Raw genomic sequence first — 15,933 nt, forward strand, 5'->3', positions numbered from 1 at the left:
GCTGTTACTCCAACATTTTTTCGATTGGCAGTACGAGGATCGAGCTGGCACCCAGCGCTTTCAGTTTTTCCATGGTTTCCCAGAACAGGGTTTCACTGCTCACCATGTGCATCGCCACGCGGCTCACTTCGCCAGCCAGTGGCAATACGGTTGGGCGCTCGGCACCTGGCAGCAGGGCGATCACTTCTTCCAGGCGCTCGCTCGGCGCGTGCAGCATGATGTATTTAGATTCACGCGCTTTGATCACGCCCTGAATACGCGTCATCATTTTGTCGATCAGTTCTTGCTTGGCTGCTGGCAGCTCGCCATCGCGTTGAATCAGTACCGCTTTAGAGCGGTAGATGACTTCCACTTCACGCAGGCCGTTGGCTTCAAGGGTGGCACCGGTCGATACCAGGTCGCAAATGGCATCGGCCAAACCCGCACGTGGCGCGACTTCCACCGAACCGTTCAGCAGGCAAGACTTAAAGGAGACGCCTTGCTTATCGAGATATTTCTTCAGCAGGTGCGGATAAGAGGTGGCAATACGTGAGTTCTGCAGGCACTGCGGGCCGGTATATTCCGCATCCACTGGCATCGCCAGCGACAGGCGGCAACCGCCGAAATCGAGACGACGCAGGGTGAAGTAGCGCGGGTCTTCGCCTTGTGCGCGGCGGTCCAGCAGCTCTTCTTCCAGCACGTTTTCACCGACGATGCCGAGATCCACCACGCCATCCATCACCAGGCCAGGGATATCGTCATCACGTACACGCAGGATATCGATAGGCATGTTCTCCGCAAACGCAATCAGACGCTGCTGCTGAAGGTTGATTTTGATACCGCAGCGGGCCAGCAGTTCGCGTGATTCATCACTTAAACGGCCAGATTTCTGCATAGCTATGCGAATACGGGTGTTATCTAACATGGTTCCTGTCCTCTTATTCAATCCTGTCTGAACTCAGTGGGGTTGCGTTCGCCCATAAAAAAACCCCCGGAAGATGATCTTCCGGGGGCTCTCTTTGCGTTCGCACCACTGGAAGATCCTAATCGTCTCCCAGCACACATCGCCTGAAAGACTAGTCAGGATGATGGTGATGATGGTGGTTGAACTGAACGCGTGTCATAGTAAATTCCGTTGCTGAATGAGTATTCATTTGCGTGCTGATTAACCTAACGAAGATGGCGGCGCTTGGCAACCCTTTTTTAACGTCAGTTCTCGGAACCTTCCGCAACAGTTTGCGCTGGTTTGCCATAATCGCTGGGATTAAGATGAAGTGTCTTAGCGCTGGAAAGCAGGAGTCGGTATGAAAAAAGTCGCGATTGTAGGTCTGGGATGGCTGGGTATGCCGCTGGCGATGGCGCTGACGGCACGCGGCTGGCAGGTCACCGGCAGCAAAACCTCACCCGATGGTGTCGATGCCGCGCGCCGTTGCGGTATTGAGGCGTTTCAACTGGTGCTCACCCCGGAAATTGAGTGTGAAGCAGATGAATTAGCCACGCTGATGGCGGTGGACGCGCTAGTGGTGACTTTGCCTGCCAGCCGCACCGTGCAGGGTGGCGAAGACTATATGCAAGCGGTACAGAACGTAGTGGATACCGCACTAGCGCACAAGGTGCCGCGCATCATCTTTACCAGTTCTTCATCGGTGTATGGCACCGGTTCGGGCGTAATGAAAGAGAGCAGTGCGCTGCAGCCAGAAAGTGTGGCGGGTAAGACGCTGGTGGAACTGGAAAACTGGTTGCACGATCTGCCGGGTACTAGCGTTGATATAGTGCGTTTGGCGGGACTGGTGGGGCCGAATCGCCATCCAGGTCGATTCCTCGCCGGTAAAACGGGATTGGAAAACGGCGGCCATGCGGTCAATCTGGTGCATCTCGATGATGTGGTGGATGCGATTGTACTGTTGCTGCAAACGCCTAAAGGGGGGCGGGTGTATAACCTGTGTGCCTCGAAACACCCGGCGCGTGATGATTTTTATCCGTTTGTCTCGAAGCAGTTGGCGTTGGTCGCACCGACGTTCGTTGCTGAGCCGGAGCGGTCTGCGGGGAAGGTGGTAGATGGCTCGAAGATCTGTAATGAGCTGGGATTTGAGTACAGTTACGATGACCCGATGAAGATGCCGCTGGAGTGAATCGTTTATTTTAATTCAGTTTTCAAACACCCTACAGGCAACTATTGTAGCTTGTAGGGTGTTTTAATAACAACTGCTATTATTCCAAACCATTTTTTAAATATATTTATTTTTTATTTTTCTTTGAGACTATGTATCGCGGGCGATTTTTACTCTCTATATAGATTCTTCCAATATATTCGCCTAAAACGCCGATTCCAATTAACTGGATTCCGCCTAAGAAAAGCATTGATACCATTATCGAAGGATAACCTTTAACAGGGTTCCCCCAGAAAAGAGTGTCTATTAACATCCATGCGCCATAAATAAATGACACTGCAGCTACGCATAAACCAATATATGTCCAAATTCTAAGAGGAAACGTTGAGAAAGAAGTGATTCCCTCAAGCGCTAAATTCCACAACTTCCAACCATTGAATTTCGTTGTACCTGCGACACGGTCAGCGCGCGCATATTCCACGATATCAGTTTTACCGCCCACCCAACTCAAAATGCCTTTCATGAAGAGGTTGCGCTCTTGCAGCAATTTTATGTTTTCTACTACTTCACGCGACATCAAACGAAAATCGCCCACATTCTCTTCAATTTTCGGTGAGCTAATCTTGTTGTGAAGTTTGTAGAACCACTCGGCCGTTTTGCGTTTCAGGTGGGAGTCCGTACTGCGGTCAACGCGTTTAGCAAGAACGATATCCGCACCTTGTTGCCATTTTTCGAGCATCTCGGGGATGACTTCAATAGGGTCCTGCAAATCTACATCAATTGGAATTACCGCATCACCGCTTGCTGCTTCTAGCCCAGCAAAAAGCGCCGGTTCTTTACCGAAGTTTCGTGTAAATGAAATATGTTTCACCAATTCATCATCGGCCTCGATTTCATTAAGAATGGCTTCAGTCCGATCAGTGCTGCCGTCATTGATAAACACCAACTCCACCTGATGAGTTTGGAACGATGCAAACTCACGCACTGCTCGGTAGAAGAGAGGAATAGCTTCCTCTTCATTAAGCACTGGGACGATCAAAGAAAATTTCATTAACTCTTCCTAAACACGAAAAACTTCGAATAGGCGAAGCCGCAAACAAGACTGAGTGCAGAGAAGAAAATCAGTGTCACTATTGGGCTTATGTGTAGGCGGTCTGCTGTCCATCCGACCGAAAGCGCCATCGCGCCCATGAAAAAGATATAAAGAAAATATCGGGCAGTCGTCGCTTCGGCGTTAAAGGTCCACTTGGCGTTCGCGAAGAAGGAAAACGTCACCGCAACGCAAAAGGCCGCAAGGTTAGACGTAGATTGGTTCGCGCCACTCGCGAAGAGTGCGCCAAATACTGCCCAATGGATGAGGGTGTTAATCACCCCGACAGATGTATATCTGGCAAACAACCGCAGCATTGCATAACCCTAAAAATTAAAGTGCCTGATCCTCGCATTCCCTTAGCGTTATAGCAAGTTTTGGTAAATGAACGTTGGTGAAACGTTAAGTGGGCAGGTTATGTCAGGGAGAGGTTTTATGGTGGGAATGGGGAATGGGGAATGAAGATTGCTGGTGTTTTTAAAAATATACACCCTTGTTTAAAAAGGGAGCTGTGCTCCCTTTTCATTAAACCCCCAACCGATCCCTTAACGCGTACCACACCGCACCCATCGCCGTCAGCGGCACTTTAAACCGTCTGCCACCCGGAAACGGCAAATGCGGCAGCTTCGCAAAGGCATCAAATCGTTCCGCTTGCCCACGCAGCACCTCCGCAATCAATCGCCCCGATAAATGGGTACAGGTCACACCATGTCCGCTATCCCCTTGCATAAAGAACGCATTCTTCTCGATTTGCCCAAACTGCGGCATACGTGACAGCGTCAGCAGGAAGTTACCGCTCCAGCGATGGCTGAATTTCACATCCTTTAGCTGCGGGAAAGTGCGTAACAACTTAGGGCGGATCAATGCTTCAATATCATCCGGCTCGCGGGCGCCATACACCACACCGCCGCCGTACAGCAGGCGGTTATCGGCGGTGAGGCGGAAGTAATCCAGCAGATAATTACAGTCTTCGACGCAGTGATTGTTCGGCAATAAACCCAACGCCTGGTCGCGGCTTAATGGTTCAGTGGTGAGGATTTGCGAGCCACACGGCATGCTTTTACGGCTCAGGCGCGGTTCCAGTTGTGAGGGGAGATAAGCATTACCGGCAAAAATCACAAAGGTGGCAGTGACTTCACCTTTAGCGGTCTTTACCCGATGCGGCTCGCCATACTTTACTTCCAGTGCCGCAGATTGTTCATAGATGCGCCCACCGTGACGGCGAATCGCTTCCGCTTCACCCAATGCCAGGTTTAACGGATGCAGATGCCCGCCGCGCTTATCCAGCAAGCCGCCGACATAGCGATCGGTCGCCACTTCGCGACGAATCGCGCGCTCATCCAGCAGCTCCAGATTATGGTTACCATAGCGCTCCCAGTTGGCTTTTTGGCTGCGTAAGTGGCCCATCTGGCGCTGGTTCAACGCCGCAAAAATGCCGCCGGGCCGGTAATCGCAGGCGATGGCATAACGATCAATGCGATCGCGAATAATCTCCGCGCCCTCAAACATCATATTGCCCAGCATCTTCGCCACGTCTTTGCCGTAGCGTTGTTCAATTACATCCACATCGCGGCTGTAAGAATTCACTACCTGGCCGCCGTTACGACCGCTGGCTCCGAAACCAATCTTCGCCGCTTCGAGTAGCACCACGTCATAACCGGCTTCGGTCAAAAACAGCGCCGAGGAGAGGCCGGTAAATCCGCCGCCAATAATACAGACATCACACTGCACCGATTCCTGCAGTTCGGGCCACGGCTCATGCGCATTCGCGGTTGCTGCGTAATAACTTCCCACATGTTGCATCACATCCTCCTTTAGCGCGTGAACTCAGAAATTCGCTGGGGTGTGCGCACTGACGATGCGACACGGCAGCTCAGACGTATTGGTAAAACTGTGCGGCAAGCCGGTATCGATCACGTAACTCTCGCCACAATAAAGGTGATAACTCTGACCATTAACCACCAGCGTGATTTCTCCTTCCAGCACCGTGCCGGTCTCTTCACCAGGATGACGCAGTTTCTCTCCGGTGCTGGAACCCGGTTCGTAGCGTTCAATCAACATCGCCAGCGCACGTTTTTCAGCGCCGTTCTCCACCAAACGCAACGACACGCCGAGGCTGCCGATCTCCACGCACTCTTCCGGACGTACGATCACGCGCGGCGTGCTGTTTACCTTTGGCTCCGAGAAAAACTCTGACAACGACAAGCCGTACACCTTCAGCAATTTCTGCAAGGTACTCAGCGCTGGGCTGACTTTGTCCTGCTCAATGGTGCTGATAGCACTGTGCGTTAGTCCTGACAACTCAGCGACGCGACGCTGAGACAATCCCATCTCCTGCCGGATTTGGGATAAACGTCGTCCGGGCGCCAGAGTGGCATCATTCATGGCTGTTTTTCCTTGTGATAACAGAGAGCCGCGTGGATAAAGGCCGCAAACAGGCGTTGCGAAACCGGGTCGTGATCGGAGTGCCACTCCGGATGCCACTGCACCGCAAGGGCAAACGGGTGCTGGCGCAAACTCACCGCTTCAATCAGCCCATCAGGCGCACGCGCTTCAATACGCAGCTGCGGGCCGGGTTCGCGGATGCCTTGTCCATGTAGAGAGTTCACGGCAAAGGATTGCGCGCTGCCAAGCACCTGGCTCAACAAACCTTCCGCTTCAGGCTGAACCTCATGCACCGGCGCATATTGCTGTTCGAGCGGCAGCGCATCATCTTCACGATGCTCCTGAAACAGATGCGTCATATGCAGCTGGCGATACAGGGAACCCCCGTTGGCCACCACTAATTCTTGCAAGCCACGGCAAATACCGAAAATCGGCATCTTTTTGCCAATCGCATGAGTGATGATGCCGAAGGCGAGGCGGTCACGCGCCGGATCGGCATGCTCCTCTTTACCTTCTTCACCGTAATGCCAGGGTTCGATATTACTCGGGCTGCCGGTAAGCAAAATGCCGTCCAGCAGCGTCATACTGTTTTCTAATAGATGAGGGGCATGCATCAGTTGATGCGGCAAAGGCAAGGGCACACCACCGGCAAGCACGATGGCATCGAGATACTTATTGTGAACCGTTTGCCCGAGATGGCTGCCGATGTGGTTCTGACACATCACTACGCCAATCAAGGGTTTGTCAAAAATAATGCCCATAACGTCTCCGCGTTGCTGTTCAATATTTTCACCGTTTTTGCGCATCCGGCCTGAAAAGTGTGCAATATATTGTCAATCTAGCAACCGGTTGTTCGTTCTTTCAATAGAATTGTTACATTTGCACACTTTTTGCGTTAGCGCTATGTTAGAAGAGTGGCTGTTATTTTGAGCATTGCGCGAACCAATACTAAACGGTAAAGGGCGGGTGGGAACATGACGAACCTCGTAGAAGTAGAAGACTTCACGCGGCATAGTGAAGAGAAACGAACAAGCGCGTTCCAGCTGGAGGTTAAATCCTGGCTGGAACGCCATCCTGAAACGCAGTATGTCGATATTCTTCTTAATGATTTAAATGGGGTCTTTCGCGGTAAGCGCATTCCCATCTCTGCATTGGCAAAACTGGAAAAAGGGTGTTACTTCCCGGCCTCGGTTTTCGCCATGGATATCCTCGGAAATACCGTCGAAGAAGCCGGACTCGGACAGTCACTGGGCGAACCCGACAACCTCTGTATCCCGGTTCCCGGAACTTTAATTCCTTCTGCCGCCGATCCTGAACGCATTGCGCAATTGCTGCTGACAATGTGTAACCAAGATGGCACTCCCTTTGACGTTGAACCCCGCAATGTCCTTAATCGCTTGTGGCAGCAGCTACGCAATCGAGGGCTATTCCCGGTGGTAGCGGTAGAGCTGGAGTTCTATCTGGTCGATAAAAAGCGCGATGCGGAAGGGTACATCCAGCCGCCATGCGCGCCGGGCAGTGACGAACGTAATATCCAGAGTCAGGTTTATTCGGTGGATAATCTCGACCATTTCGCTGATGTTCTGCGTGATATCGACGATATTGCCAAACAGCAGGGCATACCCGCTGATGGTGCGCTGGCGGAAGCCTCGCCGGGCCAGTTTGAGATCAATCTGCATCACACCCGTGATGTATTAAAAGCCTGCGATCATGCCATTTTGCTCAAACGTCTGGTGCGCCAGGTGGCTGAAAATCATGGCATGACAGCGACCTTTATGGCCAAGCCCTATGAAGAGTATGCGGGCAGTGGCATGCATGTGCACATCAGCATGCTGGACGCCGCCGATCACAACGCTTTCTCGCTCGACGACGGTAGCGATTCGCCGCTGTTAAAACGCGCGTTAGCCGGGATGATCGATTTAATGCCGGCTTCAATGGCGCTGCTGGCACCGAACGTGAACGCTTATCGCCGCTTCTTACCTGAAGCCTACGTGCCGTTACAGGCCTCCTGGGGGCACAACAATCGCACCGTTGCTTTACGTATTCCCTGCGGCGATGTGGATAACCATCGCGTGGAGTATCGTGTGGCCGGTGCGGATGCAAATCCTTACCTGGTCGTGTCAACAATTCTTGCCGGTATTTTGCACGGTCTGGATAATCAGCTACCCTTACCGCATGCGGTGCAGGGCAATGGACATGAGGCAGAAGGGCTGCCATTGCCGGTGCGACAGAGCGATGCGCTGTACGAATTCGAGAATAGCTATCCTCTGCAAAAACTGCTGGGTGAGCATTTCAGCGGCGTGTGGCACAGCTGCAAACAGAACGAGTTAATGCAGTTTGAACGGCTTATCACCGCCACGGAGATTGACTGGATGCTGAAGAACGCCTGACTCGCAGAAGAATTTCGCTAACGTCTTGTGCCGATGGCATAAGTTGGGGCAGAATACGTCCCCTGCAAAATTCGAAACATAACCGACGCTTATCACGTCGGTTATTTTTTTGCAGATTGCAGTACACACACACATTACCGAGGCCGGACACGCATCCGGATAGATAGATACTGACAACACGCTTGGGCGTGAGATTTGAGGAAAACAAAGATGGGGCTGTTTACAATTGCACCAGCGCAAGCTGGTTCTCGCTTTCGTGATGATTACGGCGCGGCGACAATCGCAAACACTAATATCACTTCTCACTGCAGCACTTTGCGCAGTATCCCGCAGATCACCTCTGTTGGGGGCCTGAACAATGTCGCTTAACACCGCCGCACCACAGCGTGCACACCTGAAAAAATCCCTGACCTTGATCCCGGTTGTCATGATGGGCCTGGCGTATATGCAGCCAATGACCCTGTTTGATACTTTCGGTATCGTCTCTGGATTGACCGACGGCCACGTCGCCACCGCTTATGCTTTCGCGCTGATCGCGATACTGTTTACTGCCGTGAGCTACGGCAAGCTGGTACGCCGCTTCCCATCTGCGGGCTCCGCTTACACCTATGCTCAGAAGGCTATCAGTCCGCACGTCGGCTTTATGGTGGGCTGGTCATCACTGCTGGACTATTTGTTCATGCCGATGATCAACATCCTGCTGGCGAAAAGCTACTTTGAGACGCTGGTGCCGGGCATTCCGTCGTGGATTTTCGTGGTGTTGCTGGTGGCCTTTATGACCATCTCTAACCTCCGTGGTATCAAAACCGTTGCCAACTTCAACAGCGTGATCGTCGTGCTGCAGGTTGTGGTGATGGTGGTGATTACTGGTATGGTGGTTTACGGTGTGGCGCACGGTGTTGGCGCAGGAACATTGACCAGCAGCAAGCCTTTCTGGTCTGAGAATGCCCATGTGGTGCCGATGATTACCGGTGCAACCATACTTTGCTTCTCGTTCCTCGGCTTTGATGGCATCAGTTCGCTGTCAGAAGAGACCAAAGATGCAGAACGTACTATCCCGCGCGCGATTTTCCTGACCGCGCTGATTGGTGGTGTGATCTTTATCGGTGTGTCTTACTTCCTGCAGCTGTACTTCCCGGACATCTCGCGTTTCCAGAATCCGGACTCTTCACAGCCTGAAATCATGCTGTTCGTGGCAGGTAAAGCCTTGCAGATCGGCATCCTGATTTTCTCTGTGGTTACCGTACTGGCTTCCGGTATGGCGGCACACGCGGGCGTTTCCCGTCTGATGTATGTGATGGGCCGTGATGGCGTGTTCCCGCAGCGTTTCTTTGGCTTCGTGCATCCGAAATACCGCACGCCGTCGCTGAACGTGCTGTTGGTGGGTGCTGTGGCACTGCTGGCGATTAACTTCGACCTGGTGACCGCCACTGCGCTGATCAACTTCGGTGCGCTGGTGGCATTCACCTTCGTCAACCTGTCCGTGATTGCGCAGTTCTGGATCCGTGAAAAGCGTAACAAGACGCTGAAAGATCACCTCAACTATCTGGTACTGCCAGTGATGGGTGCTTTGACAGTGGGTGCATTGTGGATCAACCTGGAAGAGACCTCGATGGTGCTCGGCCTGGTGTGGGCAGCGGTCGGTATTATTTACCTGGCGTTTGTTACTCGCACCTTCCGCAATCCGGTTCCGCAGTTCAGCGAAGAAGTGTAATTTTCGTTGCGCATTATGCGCAGCGGATAAAGACTTCGTGTCGTATGCAAAAGGTCGCCTTGTTGGCGACCTTTTGCTTTTAGACCAGCAAACTCAACCCGCCAGCACCAACTCCCAACTCCCCGCACTAAGCGTTTCACGTCCCGCTTTACTTAATTCTGTATCGGTTACGAGGGTATCGAAGCGCTCCAGCGGTAATGCCAGATGGGTGGCAATCTTGTTGTATTTCGAGCTGTCGCTCAACAGCACGCGCTTACTGCTGACATCGCTGGCCGCCAGCTTGACCGGCACCTTATCTTCATCGGGTGTAAACAAGCCGCGTGGCCCCCAGCAGGAGGCAGAAATAAACGCGATATCAATCGCCAGCATGCGCAGACTTCTCGCCGCCGCTTCGCCGACGCTGGAGCGATTTTCACGGCAAACGGTGCCGCCAGTGTGAATCAGCTTGCAGCCGCTGCTCTCCATCAATAAACGGGCGATCACGAAATCATTGGTCACCACCAGCAAATCGTCGCGCTCGACCAGTTCGCGAGCCAGCGCCAGCGTGGTGGTGCCTGCATCGATATAAATGCAGCTGTTGCGGGGGATGTGGCGCGCAGCAAACTGACCAATCGCCATCTTTTCACTGCTGTACATGCTGGTTTTCGCCAGATGTGATGGCTCGGCCGCCAGACGATCGGCCGAGCGCACGCCGCCCGATACCGACAGCACGGCACCTTGCTCTTCCAGCTTCTGCACATCGCGACGAATAGTCATGTGCGAAACGCCCAAACGCTCGGTCAGCTCGGCAATGCTCACCACGCCGCGTTCGGCAACCAGCGCTAAAATTTGTTGATGACGTTCTACCGGAATCACATCGCTCTCCCTGAATTACCAATTTTTCACATTGTAAGGCATCAATTCACAGCCTGCAGCACAATTTATCCCAGGCAAATGTTAGCAAATACCCCTCCAGAACTGGGGCTCCCGTAGGGATTCAGAGGTGTGAATCGATGTTATGCGCTGTGCGTGTAAGTTAATTTTTGTGATTTACCGCACGTTTCTCCACCAGCAACTGCGGCAGAATTAACAGCATTGAACAAAATATCACTTAAATTAACAACGGAGGTGTGCTGTGTCAGCAACCGTGAATAACATTGGCGTCATTGGTTTGGGTTCCATGGGCATGGGCGCAGCGCAGTCCTGTATTCGCGCTGGATTGAACACCTGGGGCGTTGATTTAAATCCGCAGGCGCTGGAAACCCTGCGTCAGGCCGGTGCGCGTGATGCGCAAACTTCCGCTGCCAGTTTCGCGCAAGAGTTGGATGCGGTGCTGCTGCTGGTAGTCAACGCCGCGCAGGTCAAAGCAATTCTGTTTGGTGAAACCGGTCTGGCGGCACAACTCAAGCCGGGCACCGTGGTAATGGTCTCTTCAACCATTTCTTCACAGGATGCACAGGCGATTGAACAGCAACTGGCACAACATCAACTGCTGATGCTGGATGCGCCAGTATCGGGCGGTGCAGCTAAAGCCGCGGTCGGCGAGATGACCGTGATGGCGTCTGGCAGCGATGAAGCCTTTGCGCTACTGAAGCCAGTTCTGGATGCGGTTGCCGCCAAAGTGTATCGCGTGGGCAGCGAAATCGGCCTGGGTTCAACCGTTAAAATTATTCACCAGCTGTTGGCGGGCGTACACATTGCGGTGGGTGCTGAAGCGATGGCGCTGGCTGCGCGCGCAGGCATTCCACTCGACACCATGTACGACGTGGTCACCAACGCCGCGGGTAACTCGTGGATGTTTGAGAACCGCATGCGTCATGTGGTGGACGGCGACTACTCACCGAAATCCGCCGTCGATATCTTTGTGAAAGATCTCAGCCTGGTGGCCGATACCGCGAAATCATTGCATTTCCCACTGCCGCTGGCGTCTACCGCACTCAACATGTTCACCGAAGCCAGCAATGCCGGTCACGGTCGTGAAGATGACAGCGCAGTCATCAAGATTTTCAGCGGCATCACGCTGCCCGAGTCAAAGGAGAAGTAACCATGCGTTTAGGCGTGATTGCAGACGACTTTACCGGTGCAACGGACATTGCCAGCTTCCTGGTGCAAAACGGTCTGCCCACTATTCAGTTTAACGGTGTGCCGCAAGGTCATGACGATGTGAGCGCGCAGGCGATTGTCATCAGCCTGAAGTCACGTTCTTGCCCGGCACAGCAGGCAATCGATCAGTCTCTGGCTGCGCTGGCCTGGCTGCAACAGCAGGGCTGTGACCGTTTCTATTTCAAATATTGCTCAACCTTCGACAGCACCGAACACGGCAACATCGGTCCAGTGACCGATGCACTGCTGGCCGCACTGGGAGAAACGCAGACGGTGATTTCACCCTCGCTGCCGGTAAACGGTCGTACCGTGTATCAGGGCTATCTGTTTGTTGCCGATCAGCTGTTGTCTGAATCGGGCATGCGTCATCATCCGGTGACACCAATGACCGACAGCAATCTGGGGCGTTTGATGACGCGCCAGGCGAAAGGGCAGGCGGCGGTGATCAATGCTGCTCAGTTGGACAAAGGCGCGGAAGCGGTGCGTGAACAGCTGGGCGAGCTGAAAGCGCAGGGCATCAACTACGTGGTGCTGGATGCGCTCAACGAGCAGCATCTGCTAACCCAGGGCGAAGCGCTGAAAGAAACCGTGCTGGTGACCGGCGGTTCCGGCCTGGCAATCGGTATTGCGCGCGCCTGGGCCACTCAGCAGCAAAACAGCGATGCCGAGCAGGCCGGACGTCCACAGGGCGAACGTGCGGTGGTGATCTCGGGCTCTTGTTCGCAGATGACCAATCGTCAGGTTCAGGCCTATCGCCAGCAGGCGCCATCACATGAAGTGCTGGTGGAGCGCTGCCTCGACGATGCTGAAGGCTACGCGCAGGAACTGTGCGATTGGATTGCCGCGAATCACCAGCAGCCTCTGGCACCTTTGCTCTTTGCCACTGCCGATGCTCAGCAACTGCAGGCAATCCAGCAGCAATATGGCGCAGCACGCAGCAGCGAAGCGGTTGAGCACTTGTTTGCCGCCGTCACCCGTGAGCTGAAATCACGCGGCTGGCAGCGCTTTATCGTCGCCGGGGGCGAAACCTCTGGCGTGGTGGCACAAAGCCTGGGCGTAACGGCCTTCCACATCGGCCCGATGATCTCCCCTGGCGTGCCGTGGGTGCGTGACATCCAGCAACCGCTGTCGCTGGCCCTGAAGTCAGGCAACTTTGGCGACGAACAATTCTTTGCCCGCGCACAAACGGAGTTTTCAGCATGACCGAACAACAAGCACGCGAAGAGATGGTGCAACTGGGCGCCTCCTTTTTCCAGCGCGGTTACGCCACCGGTTCAGCCGGCAATCTTTCACTGTTGCTGGAAGATGGCAATCTGCTGGCGACACCTACCGGCTCTTGCCTCGGCGAACTGCAGGCCGACCGCCTGTCAAAAGTGACGATGCAGGGCGAGTGGATTTCGGGTGACAAGCCTTCTAAGGAAGTGGCGTTTCACCGCGCGCTCTATCTAAACAATCCCGCCTGTAAAGCGGTGGTGCATCTGCACAGTCACTATCTGACCGCGCTTTCGTGCCTCAACGATCTCGACAGCGAAAACTGCATTCGTCCGTTCACGCCCTATGTGGTGATGCGCGTGGGCGATGTGCCAGTCGTACCTTATTACAAACCGGGTGATGACCGCCTGGCTGAAGATCTTGCGCAGCTCGCGCCACGTTACAACGCTTTCCTGCTGGCCAATCACGGCCCGGTAGTGGTGGGTAAATCGCTGCGTGAAGCCGCGAATAACACTGAAGAACTGGAAGAGACCGCGCGTCTGATGTTCACGCTCGGCGACCGCTCTATTCGTTATCTGACTGATGGCGAAGTGGCGGAATTGAGGAATTACTGATGCCTAAGTTTGCAGCCAATTTATCCACGCAGTTCGGCGAAGTGCCGTTTATTGAACGCTTTGCCGCAGCGGCGAACGCCGGTTTCCGTGCCGTTGAGTTTCTGTTCCCGTATGACTATCCGGCCGAGGTGATCAAAGCCGAGCTGGAGAAACATCATCTGGAGTTGGTGCTATTCAACACCGCAGCCGGAAACGTGCAGGCCGGGGAGTGGGGCGTATCCGCCATTCCTGGCCGTGAAGAAGAAGCGCGTGCCGATATTGATCGTGCGCTGGAATATGCACTGGCGCTCAACTGCCCGCAGGTGCATGTGATGGCGGCGACAGTGCCCAACGGTGCCAATCGTGCCGCTTACGAAGAGACCTTTGTGCGCAATATGCATTACGCCGCTGAGCGTTTTGCCCCGCACGGTATTCTCCTGCTGCTGGAAGCGCTGAACCCGATGACGAAGCCGAACTACCTCTACTCCAGCCAGTATCAAACCTTGGCGATGATGGAACGTATCGATCGTCCGAACGTGTTCACGCAATTGGATCTGTTCCATGCGCAGCTGGTGGACGGCAATCTCAGCCATCTGATTCGCGAGTACGCCGGGCGTTATCGCCATATTCAGATCGCTTCTGCGCCGCATCGTCACGAACCAGACGAAGGCGAAATCAACTATCCGTACCTGTTCAGCCTGCTGGATGAAGTCGGCTATGACGGCTGGGTCGGCTGCGAGTATTTCCCGCGCGGCCGCACCGAAGCGGGCCTCGGCTGGTTCGCGCCCTGGAAACAATGATTAATCTGTCTACAACGACTGCGCATAGCGCAGTTGCTGCAGTTTATTGTACGTTGCGCCAACACCATAACTTTTAATGTTCTGAATAATATAATAATTATCTCTGAGGTATTGCATGACTACCACTCTGTTACTCTCTATTGCGGTGATTAGCGTTGTATTGCTATTGCTGTTAGTTATTAAGGCAAAAGTGCATCCTTTTGTCGCATTGATTGTCGCCAGTTTATTTGTAGCGTTAACCACTGGAATACCCGCTGAGAACATCATGAAGGTGATTCTGGGTGGGATGGGCAGTTTGCTGGGCGGAATTGCCGCACTCATCGTGCTGGGGGCTATTCTGGGTGCGGTGATTGAAGCGTCTGGCGGAGCCGATGTATTGGCTAAGCGTTTCACGGAGTTGCTTGGACCGCAACGCATGGTGGCAGCACTGACCATTGTGGCGTTTGTGTTGGGGCTGCCGGTGTTCTTTGATGTGGGCTTTATAATCGTGGTGCCGTTGATTTACGGATTCGCTAAGGTATTGCGTCTTTCACCGCTTAAGTTCGGCCTCTCAATGGCTGGCATGATGTTGATGGTGCACGTCGCTGTGCCAACGCATCCCGGTCCTGCTGCGGCGGCCAGTTTGCTGAATGCTGATATTGGTTGGTTAATGATGCTGGGCATTGGGGTTTCCATCCCGGTCGGCATCATTGGCTACGTTGTCGCAAAAATGTTGAACCGCAAAAACTATCACTTATCAGTAAATGTGCTAGAGCAGGTTCAGCTCACCACGAATAAAGATGAGCAGAAAACCGTCAAGAACCCGCCTTCAGCAGGCTTGGTTGCCGGTTTAATCGTCTTGCCTATTTTCCTCATCATGATTGGAACCTTGGTGCCACCACATCTCACTCCGGGATCGACGGCACATGGCATTCTCACGTTGCTGGGCGCACCGGCAATTGCATTGCTCATCACCCTGGCGCTGGCAGTATGGCAATTAGGATTTCGTCGTGGTTGGGGCAAAGACAAGGTTGAAGCACTCTCAAATACGGCTATCGCCAATGCTGCTGGTGTGATTCTGGTTTCGGGGGCGGGCGGTGCATTTGGCAAAGTATTGGTTGAGTCGGGCGTGGGTAAGGCACTGGCAGGGTCACTGTCGGCCATCCACTTGCCGCTGATTCCTGCGGCATACATTCTGTCATTGGCGTTACGCGCCTCGCAGGGATCGGCGACAGTAGCCATCGTCACCACTTGTGGTTTGCTGACCAGTGCCGTAACCGGATTGGCTGATATTCAATTGGTTCTGGTGGCGCTTTCAGCCTGCTTTGGTGCACTAGGCCTGTCGCACGTGAATGATTCCGGCTTCTGGGTGGTAACGCGCTATTTAGGTTTGTCGGTAGCTGATGGTTTGAAAACCTGGACAGTTTTGACCACTGTGATGGGACTGTTTGGCTTCCTGTTCACGTGGGTGATTTGGGCCATGCTTTAAGGCAGTTTTTCCTTCTAATCCCTCTCCCACAAATGGGAGAGGGAGCCAATCCAGCGACGACAACAGAATGGCAACCATCTTAAACATCTCTCGATCAACTCTTTATTCC

Annotated in this window: 16 protein-coding genes and 1 other annotated feature; of the genes, 8 read left to right on the forward strand and 8 right to left on the reverse strand. The window is 53.6% G+C overall.

Features of this window, described 5'->3' with window-relative positions; all coding sequences use genetic code 11:
* Positions 1-4: 4 nt before the first annotated feature.
* Both hisG and hisL read right to left on the reverse strand, forming a co-directional pair.
* On the reverse strand, positions 5-904 hold the full coding sequence (hisG, locus tag FD744_RS09205) for an ATP phosphoribosyltransferase (RefSeq protein WP_034824735.1): 900 nt from the start codon (positions 902-904) through the stop codon (positions 5-7).
* 54 nt (positions 905-958) lie between these two features.
* Positions 959-1,080 (reverse strand) — a sequence feature (His leader region).
* Positions 1,056-1,103 carry a his operon leader peptide gene (gene hisL / locus FD744_RS09210; protein ID WP_100396937.1) on the reverse strand — a complete coding sequence of 16 codons (48 nt, stop codon included), beginning with the start codon at positions 1,101-1,103 and terminating at the stop codon, positions 1,056-1,058. Its footprint overlaps the feature before it by 25 nt.
* Positions 1,104-1,283: 180 nt before the next feature.
* Here hisL and FD744_RS09215 point away from each other — a divergent pair, with 180 nt between their 5' ends.
* Positions 1,284-2,111 carry an SDR family oxidoreductase gene (locus FD744_RS09215; protein ID WP_160868055.1) on the forward strand — a complete coding sequence of 276 codons (828 nt, stop codon included), beginning with the start codon at positions 1,284-1,286 and terminating at the stop codon, positions 2,109-2,111.
* A 106-nt stretch (positions 2,112-2,217) separates the two neighbouring features.
* Here the strand turns inward: FD744_RS09215 and FD744_RS09220 are convergent, their stop codons facing one another.
* The 5 genes from FD744_RS09220 to puuD form a co-directional block, all read right to left on the reverse strand.
* A complete protein-coding gene (locus FD744_RS09220; RefSeq protein WP_160868056.1) occupies positions 2,218-3,141 on the reverse strand; it encodes a glycosyltransferase family 2 protein in 924 nt (307 codons plus the stop codon).
* Entirely contained in the window at positions 3,141-3,497 is a 357-nt protein-coding gene (locus FD744_RS09225; protein ID WP_084935105.1) for a GtrA family protein, read from the reverse strand. Before FD744_RS09225 ends, FD744_RS09220 begins: the two co-directional genes overlap by 1 nt.
* 208 nt (positions 3,498-3,705) lie before the next feature.
* On the reverse strand, positions 3,706-4,983 hold the full coding sequence (locus tag FD744_RS09230) for an FAD-binding oxidoreductase (protein ID WP_097116677.1): 1,278 nt from the start codon (positions 4,981-4,983) through the stop codon (positions 3,706-3,708).
* A gap of 24 nt (positions 4,984-5,007) precedes the next feature.
* Positions 5,008-5,565, reverse strand: coding sequence for an HTH-type transcriptional regulator PuuR (gene puuR / locus FD744_RS09235; protein WP_034824711.1), 558 nt, complete (start codon positions 5,563-5,565; stop codon positions 5,008-5,010).
* Positions 5,562-6,326: a gamma-glutamyl-gamma-aminobutyrate hydrolase gene (gene puuD, locus FD744_RS09240; RefSeq protein ID WP_160868057.1), complete on the reverse strand. Its 765-nt coding sequence runs from the start codon at positions 6,324-6,326 to the stop codon at positions 5,562-5,564. The genes puuR and puuD overlap by 4 nt, the downstream gene beginning before the upstream one ends.
* A 213-nt stretch (positions 6,327-6,539) precedes the next feature.
* On the opposite strand from puuD, the gene FD744_RS09245 reads away from it, so the two are divergent.
* Both FD744_RS09245 and FD744_RS09250 read left to right on the forward strand, forming a co-directional pair.
* Positions 6,540-7,955: a glutamine synthetase family protein gene (locus FD744_RS09245; RefSeq protein ID WP_058962043.1), complete on the forward strand. Its 1,416-nt coding sequence runs from the start codon at positions 6,540-6,542 to the stop codon at positions 7,953-7,955.
* A 358-nt stretch (positions 7,956-8,313) separates the two neighbouring features.
* A complete protein-coding gene (locus FD744_RS09250; RefSeq protein WP_058962044.1) occupies positions 8,314-9,669 on the forward strand; it encodes an APC family permease in 1,356 nt (451 codons plus the stop codon).
* Between the two features lie 93 nt (positions 9,670-9,762).
* Here the strand turns inward: FD744_RS09250 and ygbI are convergent, their stop codons facing one another.
* The gene (gene ygbI / locus FD744_RS09255; protein ID WP_160868058.1) at positions 9,763-10,524 is read right to left on the reverse strand and encodes a DNA-binding transcriptional repressor YgbI; all 762 of its coding nucleotides are present in this window, start codon (positions 10,522-10,524) and stop codon (positions 9,763-9,765) included.
* Between the two features lie 259 nt (positions 10,525-10,783).
* Here ygbI and ltnD point away from each other — a divergent pair, with 259 nt between their 5' ends.
* From ltnD to FD744_RS09280, 5 genes are all read left to right on the forward strand, one after another.
* The gene (ltnD, locus tag FD744_RS09260; protein WP_160868059.1) at positions 10,784-11,692 is read left to right on the forward strand and encodes an L-threonate dehydrogenase; all 909 of its coding nucleotides are present in this window, start codon (positions 10,784-10,786) and stop codon (positions 11,690-11,692) included.
* A 2-nt stretch (positions 11,693-11,694) separates the two neighbouring features.
* Entirely contained in the window at positions 11,695-12,954 is a 1,260-nt protein-coding gene (gene otnK / locus FD744_RS09265; protein WP_160868060.1) for a 3-oxo-tetronate kinase, read from the forward strand.
* Complete coding sequence (locus tag FD744_RS09270; RefSeq protein WP_034824702.1) at positions 12,951-13,577, forward strand: aldolase; 627 nt, start codon at positions 12,951-12,953, stop codon at positions 13,575-13,577. Before otnK ends, FD744_RS09270 begins: the two co-directional genes overlap by 4 nt.
* Positions 13,577-14,356 carry an HPr family phosphocarrier protein gene (locus FD744_RS09275; protein ID WP_160868061.1) on the forward strand — a complete coding sequence of 260 codons (780 nt, stop codon included), beginning with the start codon at positions 13,577-13,579 and terminating at the stop codon, positions 14,354-14,356. Before FD744_RS09270 ends, FD744_RS09275 begins: the two co-directional genes overlap by 1 nt.
* Before the next feature lie 115 nt (positions 14,357-14,471).
* Positions 14,472-15,824, forward strand: coding sequence for a GntP family transporter (locus FD744_RS09280; RefSeq protein ID WP_160868062.1), 1,353 nt, complete (start codon positions 14,472-14,474; stop codon positions 15,822-15,824).
* Positions 15,825-15,933: the final 109 nt, after the last annotated feature.

Origin of the sequence: Pantoea sp. Taur, assembly GCF_009830025.1 — a bacterium.
Classification (GTDB): Bacteria; Pseudomonadota; Gammaproteobacteria; order Enterobacterales; family Enterobacteriaceae; genus Pantoea; species Pantoea communis.

Excerpts from the sequence above, each read along its gene's own strand:
- hisG (WP_034824735.1), bottom strand. The coding sequence starts at position 904 with ATGTTAGATAACACCCGTATTCGCATAGCTATGCAGAAATCTGGCCGT.
- FD744_RS09215 (WP_160868055.1), top strand. The coding sequence starts at position 1,284 with ATGAAAAAAGTCGCGATTGTAGGTCTGGGATGGCTGGGTATGCCGCTG.
- FD744_RS09220 (WP_160868056.1), bottom strand. The coding sequence starts at position 3,141 with ATGAAATTTTCTTTGATCGTCCCAGTGCTTAATGAAGAGGAAGCTATT.
- FD744_RS09225 (WP_084935105.1), bottom strand. The coding sequence starts at position 3,497 with ATGCTGCGGTTGTTTGCCAGATATACATCTGTCGGGGTGATTAACACC.
- FD744_RS09230 (WP_097116677.1), bottom strand. The coding sequence starts at position 4,983 with ATGCAACATGTGGGAAGTTATTACGCAGCAACCGCGAATGCGCATGAG.
- puuR (WP_034824711.1), bottom strand. The coding sequence starts at position 5,565 with ATGAATGATGCCACTCTGGCGCCCGGACGACGTTTATCCCAAATCCGG.
- puuD (WP_160868057.1), bottom strand. The coding sequence starts at position 6,326 with ATGGGCATTATTTTTGACAAACCCTTGATTGGCGTAGTGATGTGTCAG.
- FD744_RS09245 (WP_058962043.1), top strand. The coding sequence starts at position 6,540 with ATGACGAACCTCGTAGAAGTAGAAGACTTCACGCGGCATAGTGAAGAG.
- FD744_RS09250 (WP_058962044.1), top strand. The coding sequence starts at position 8,314 with ATGTCGCTTAACACCGCCGCACCACAGCGTGCACACCTGAAAAAATCC.
- otnK (WP_160868060.1), top strand. The coding sequence starts at position 11,695 with ATGCGTTTAGGCGTGATTGCAGACGACTTTACCGGTGCAACGGACATT.
- FD744_RS09270 (WP_034824702.1), top strand. The coding sequence starts at position 12,951 with ATGACCGAACAACAAGCACGCGAAGAGATGGTGCAACTGGGCGCCTCC.
- FD744_RS09275 (WP_160868061.1), top strand. The coding sequence starts at position 13,577 with ATGCCTAAGTTTGCAGCCAATTTATCCACGCAGTTCGGCGAAGTGCCG.
- FD744_RS09280 (WP_160868062.1), top strand. The coding sequence starts at position 14,472 with ATGACTACCACTCTGTTACTCTCTATTGCGGTGATTAGCGTTGTATTG.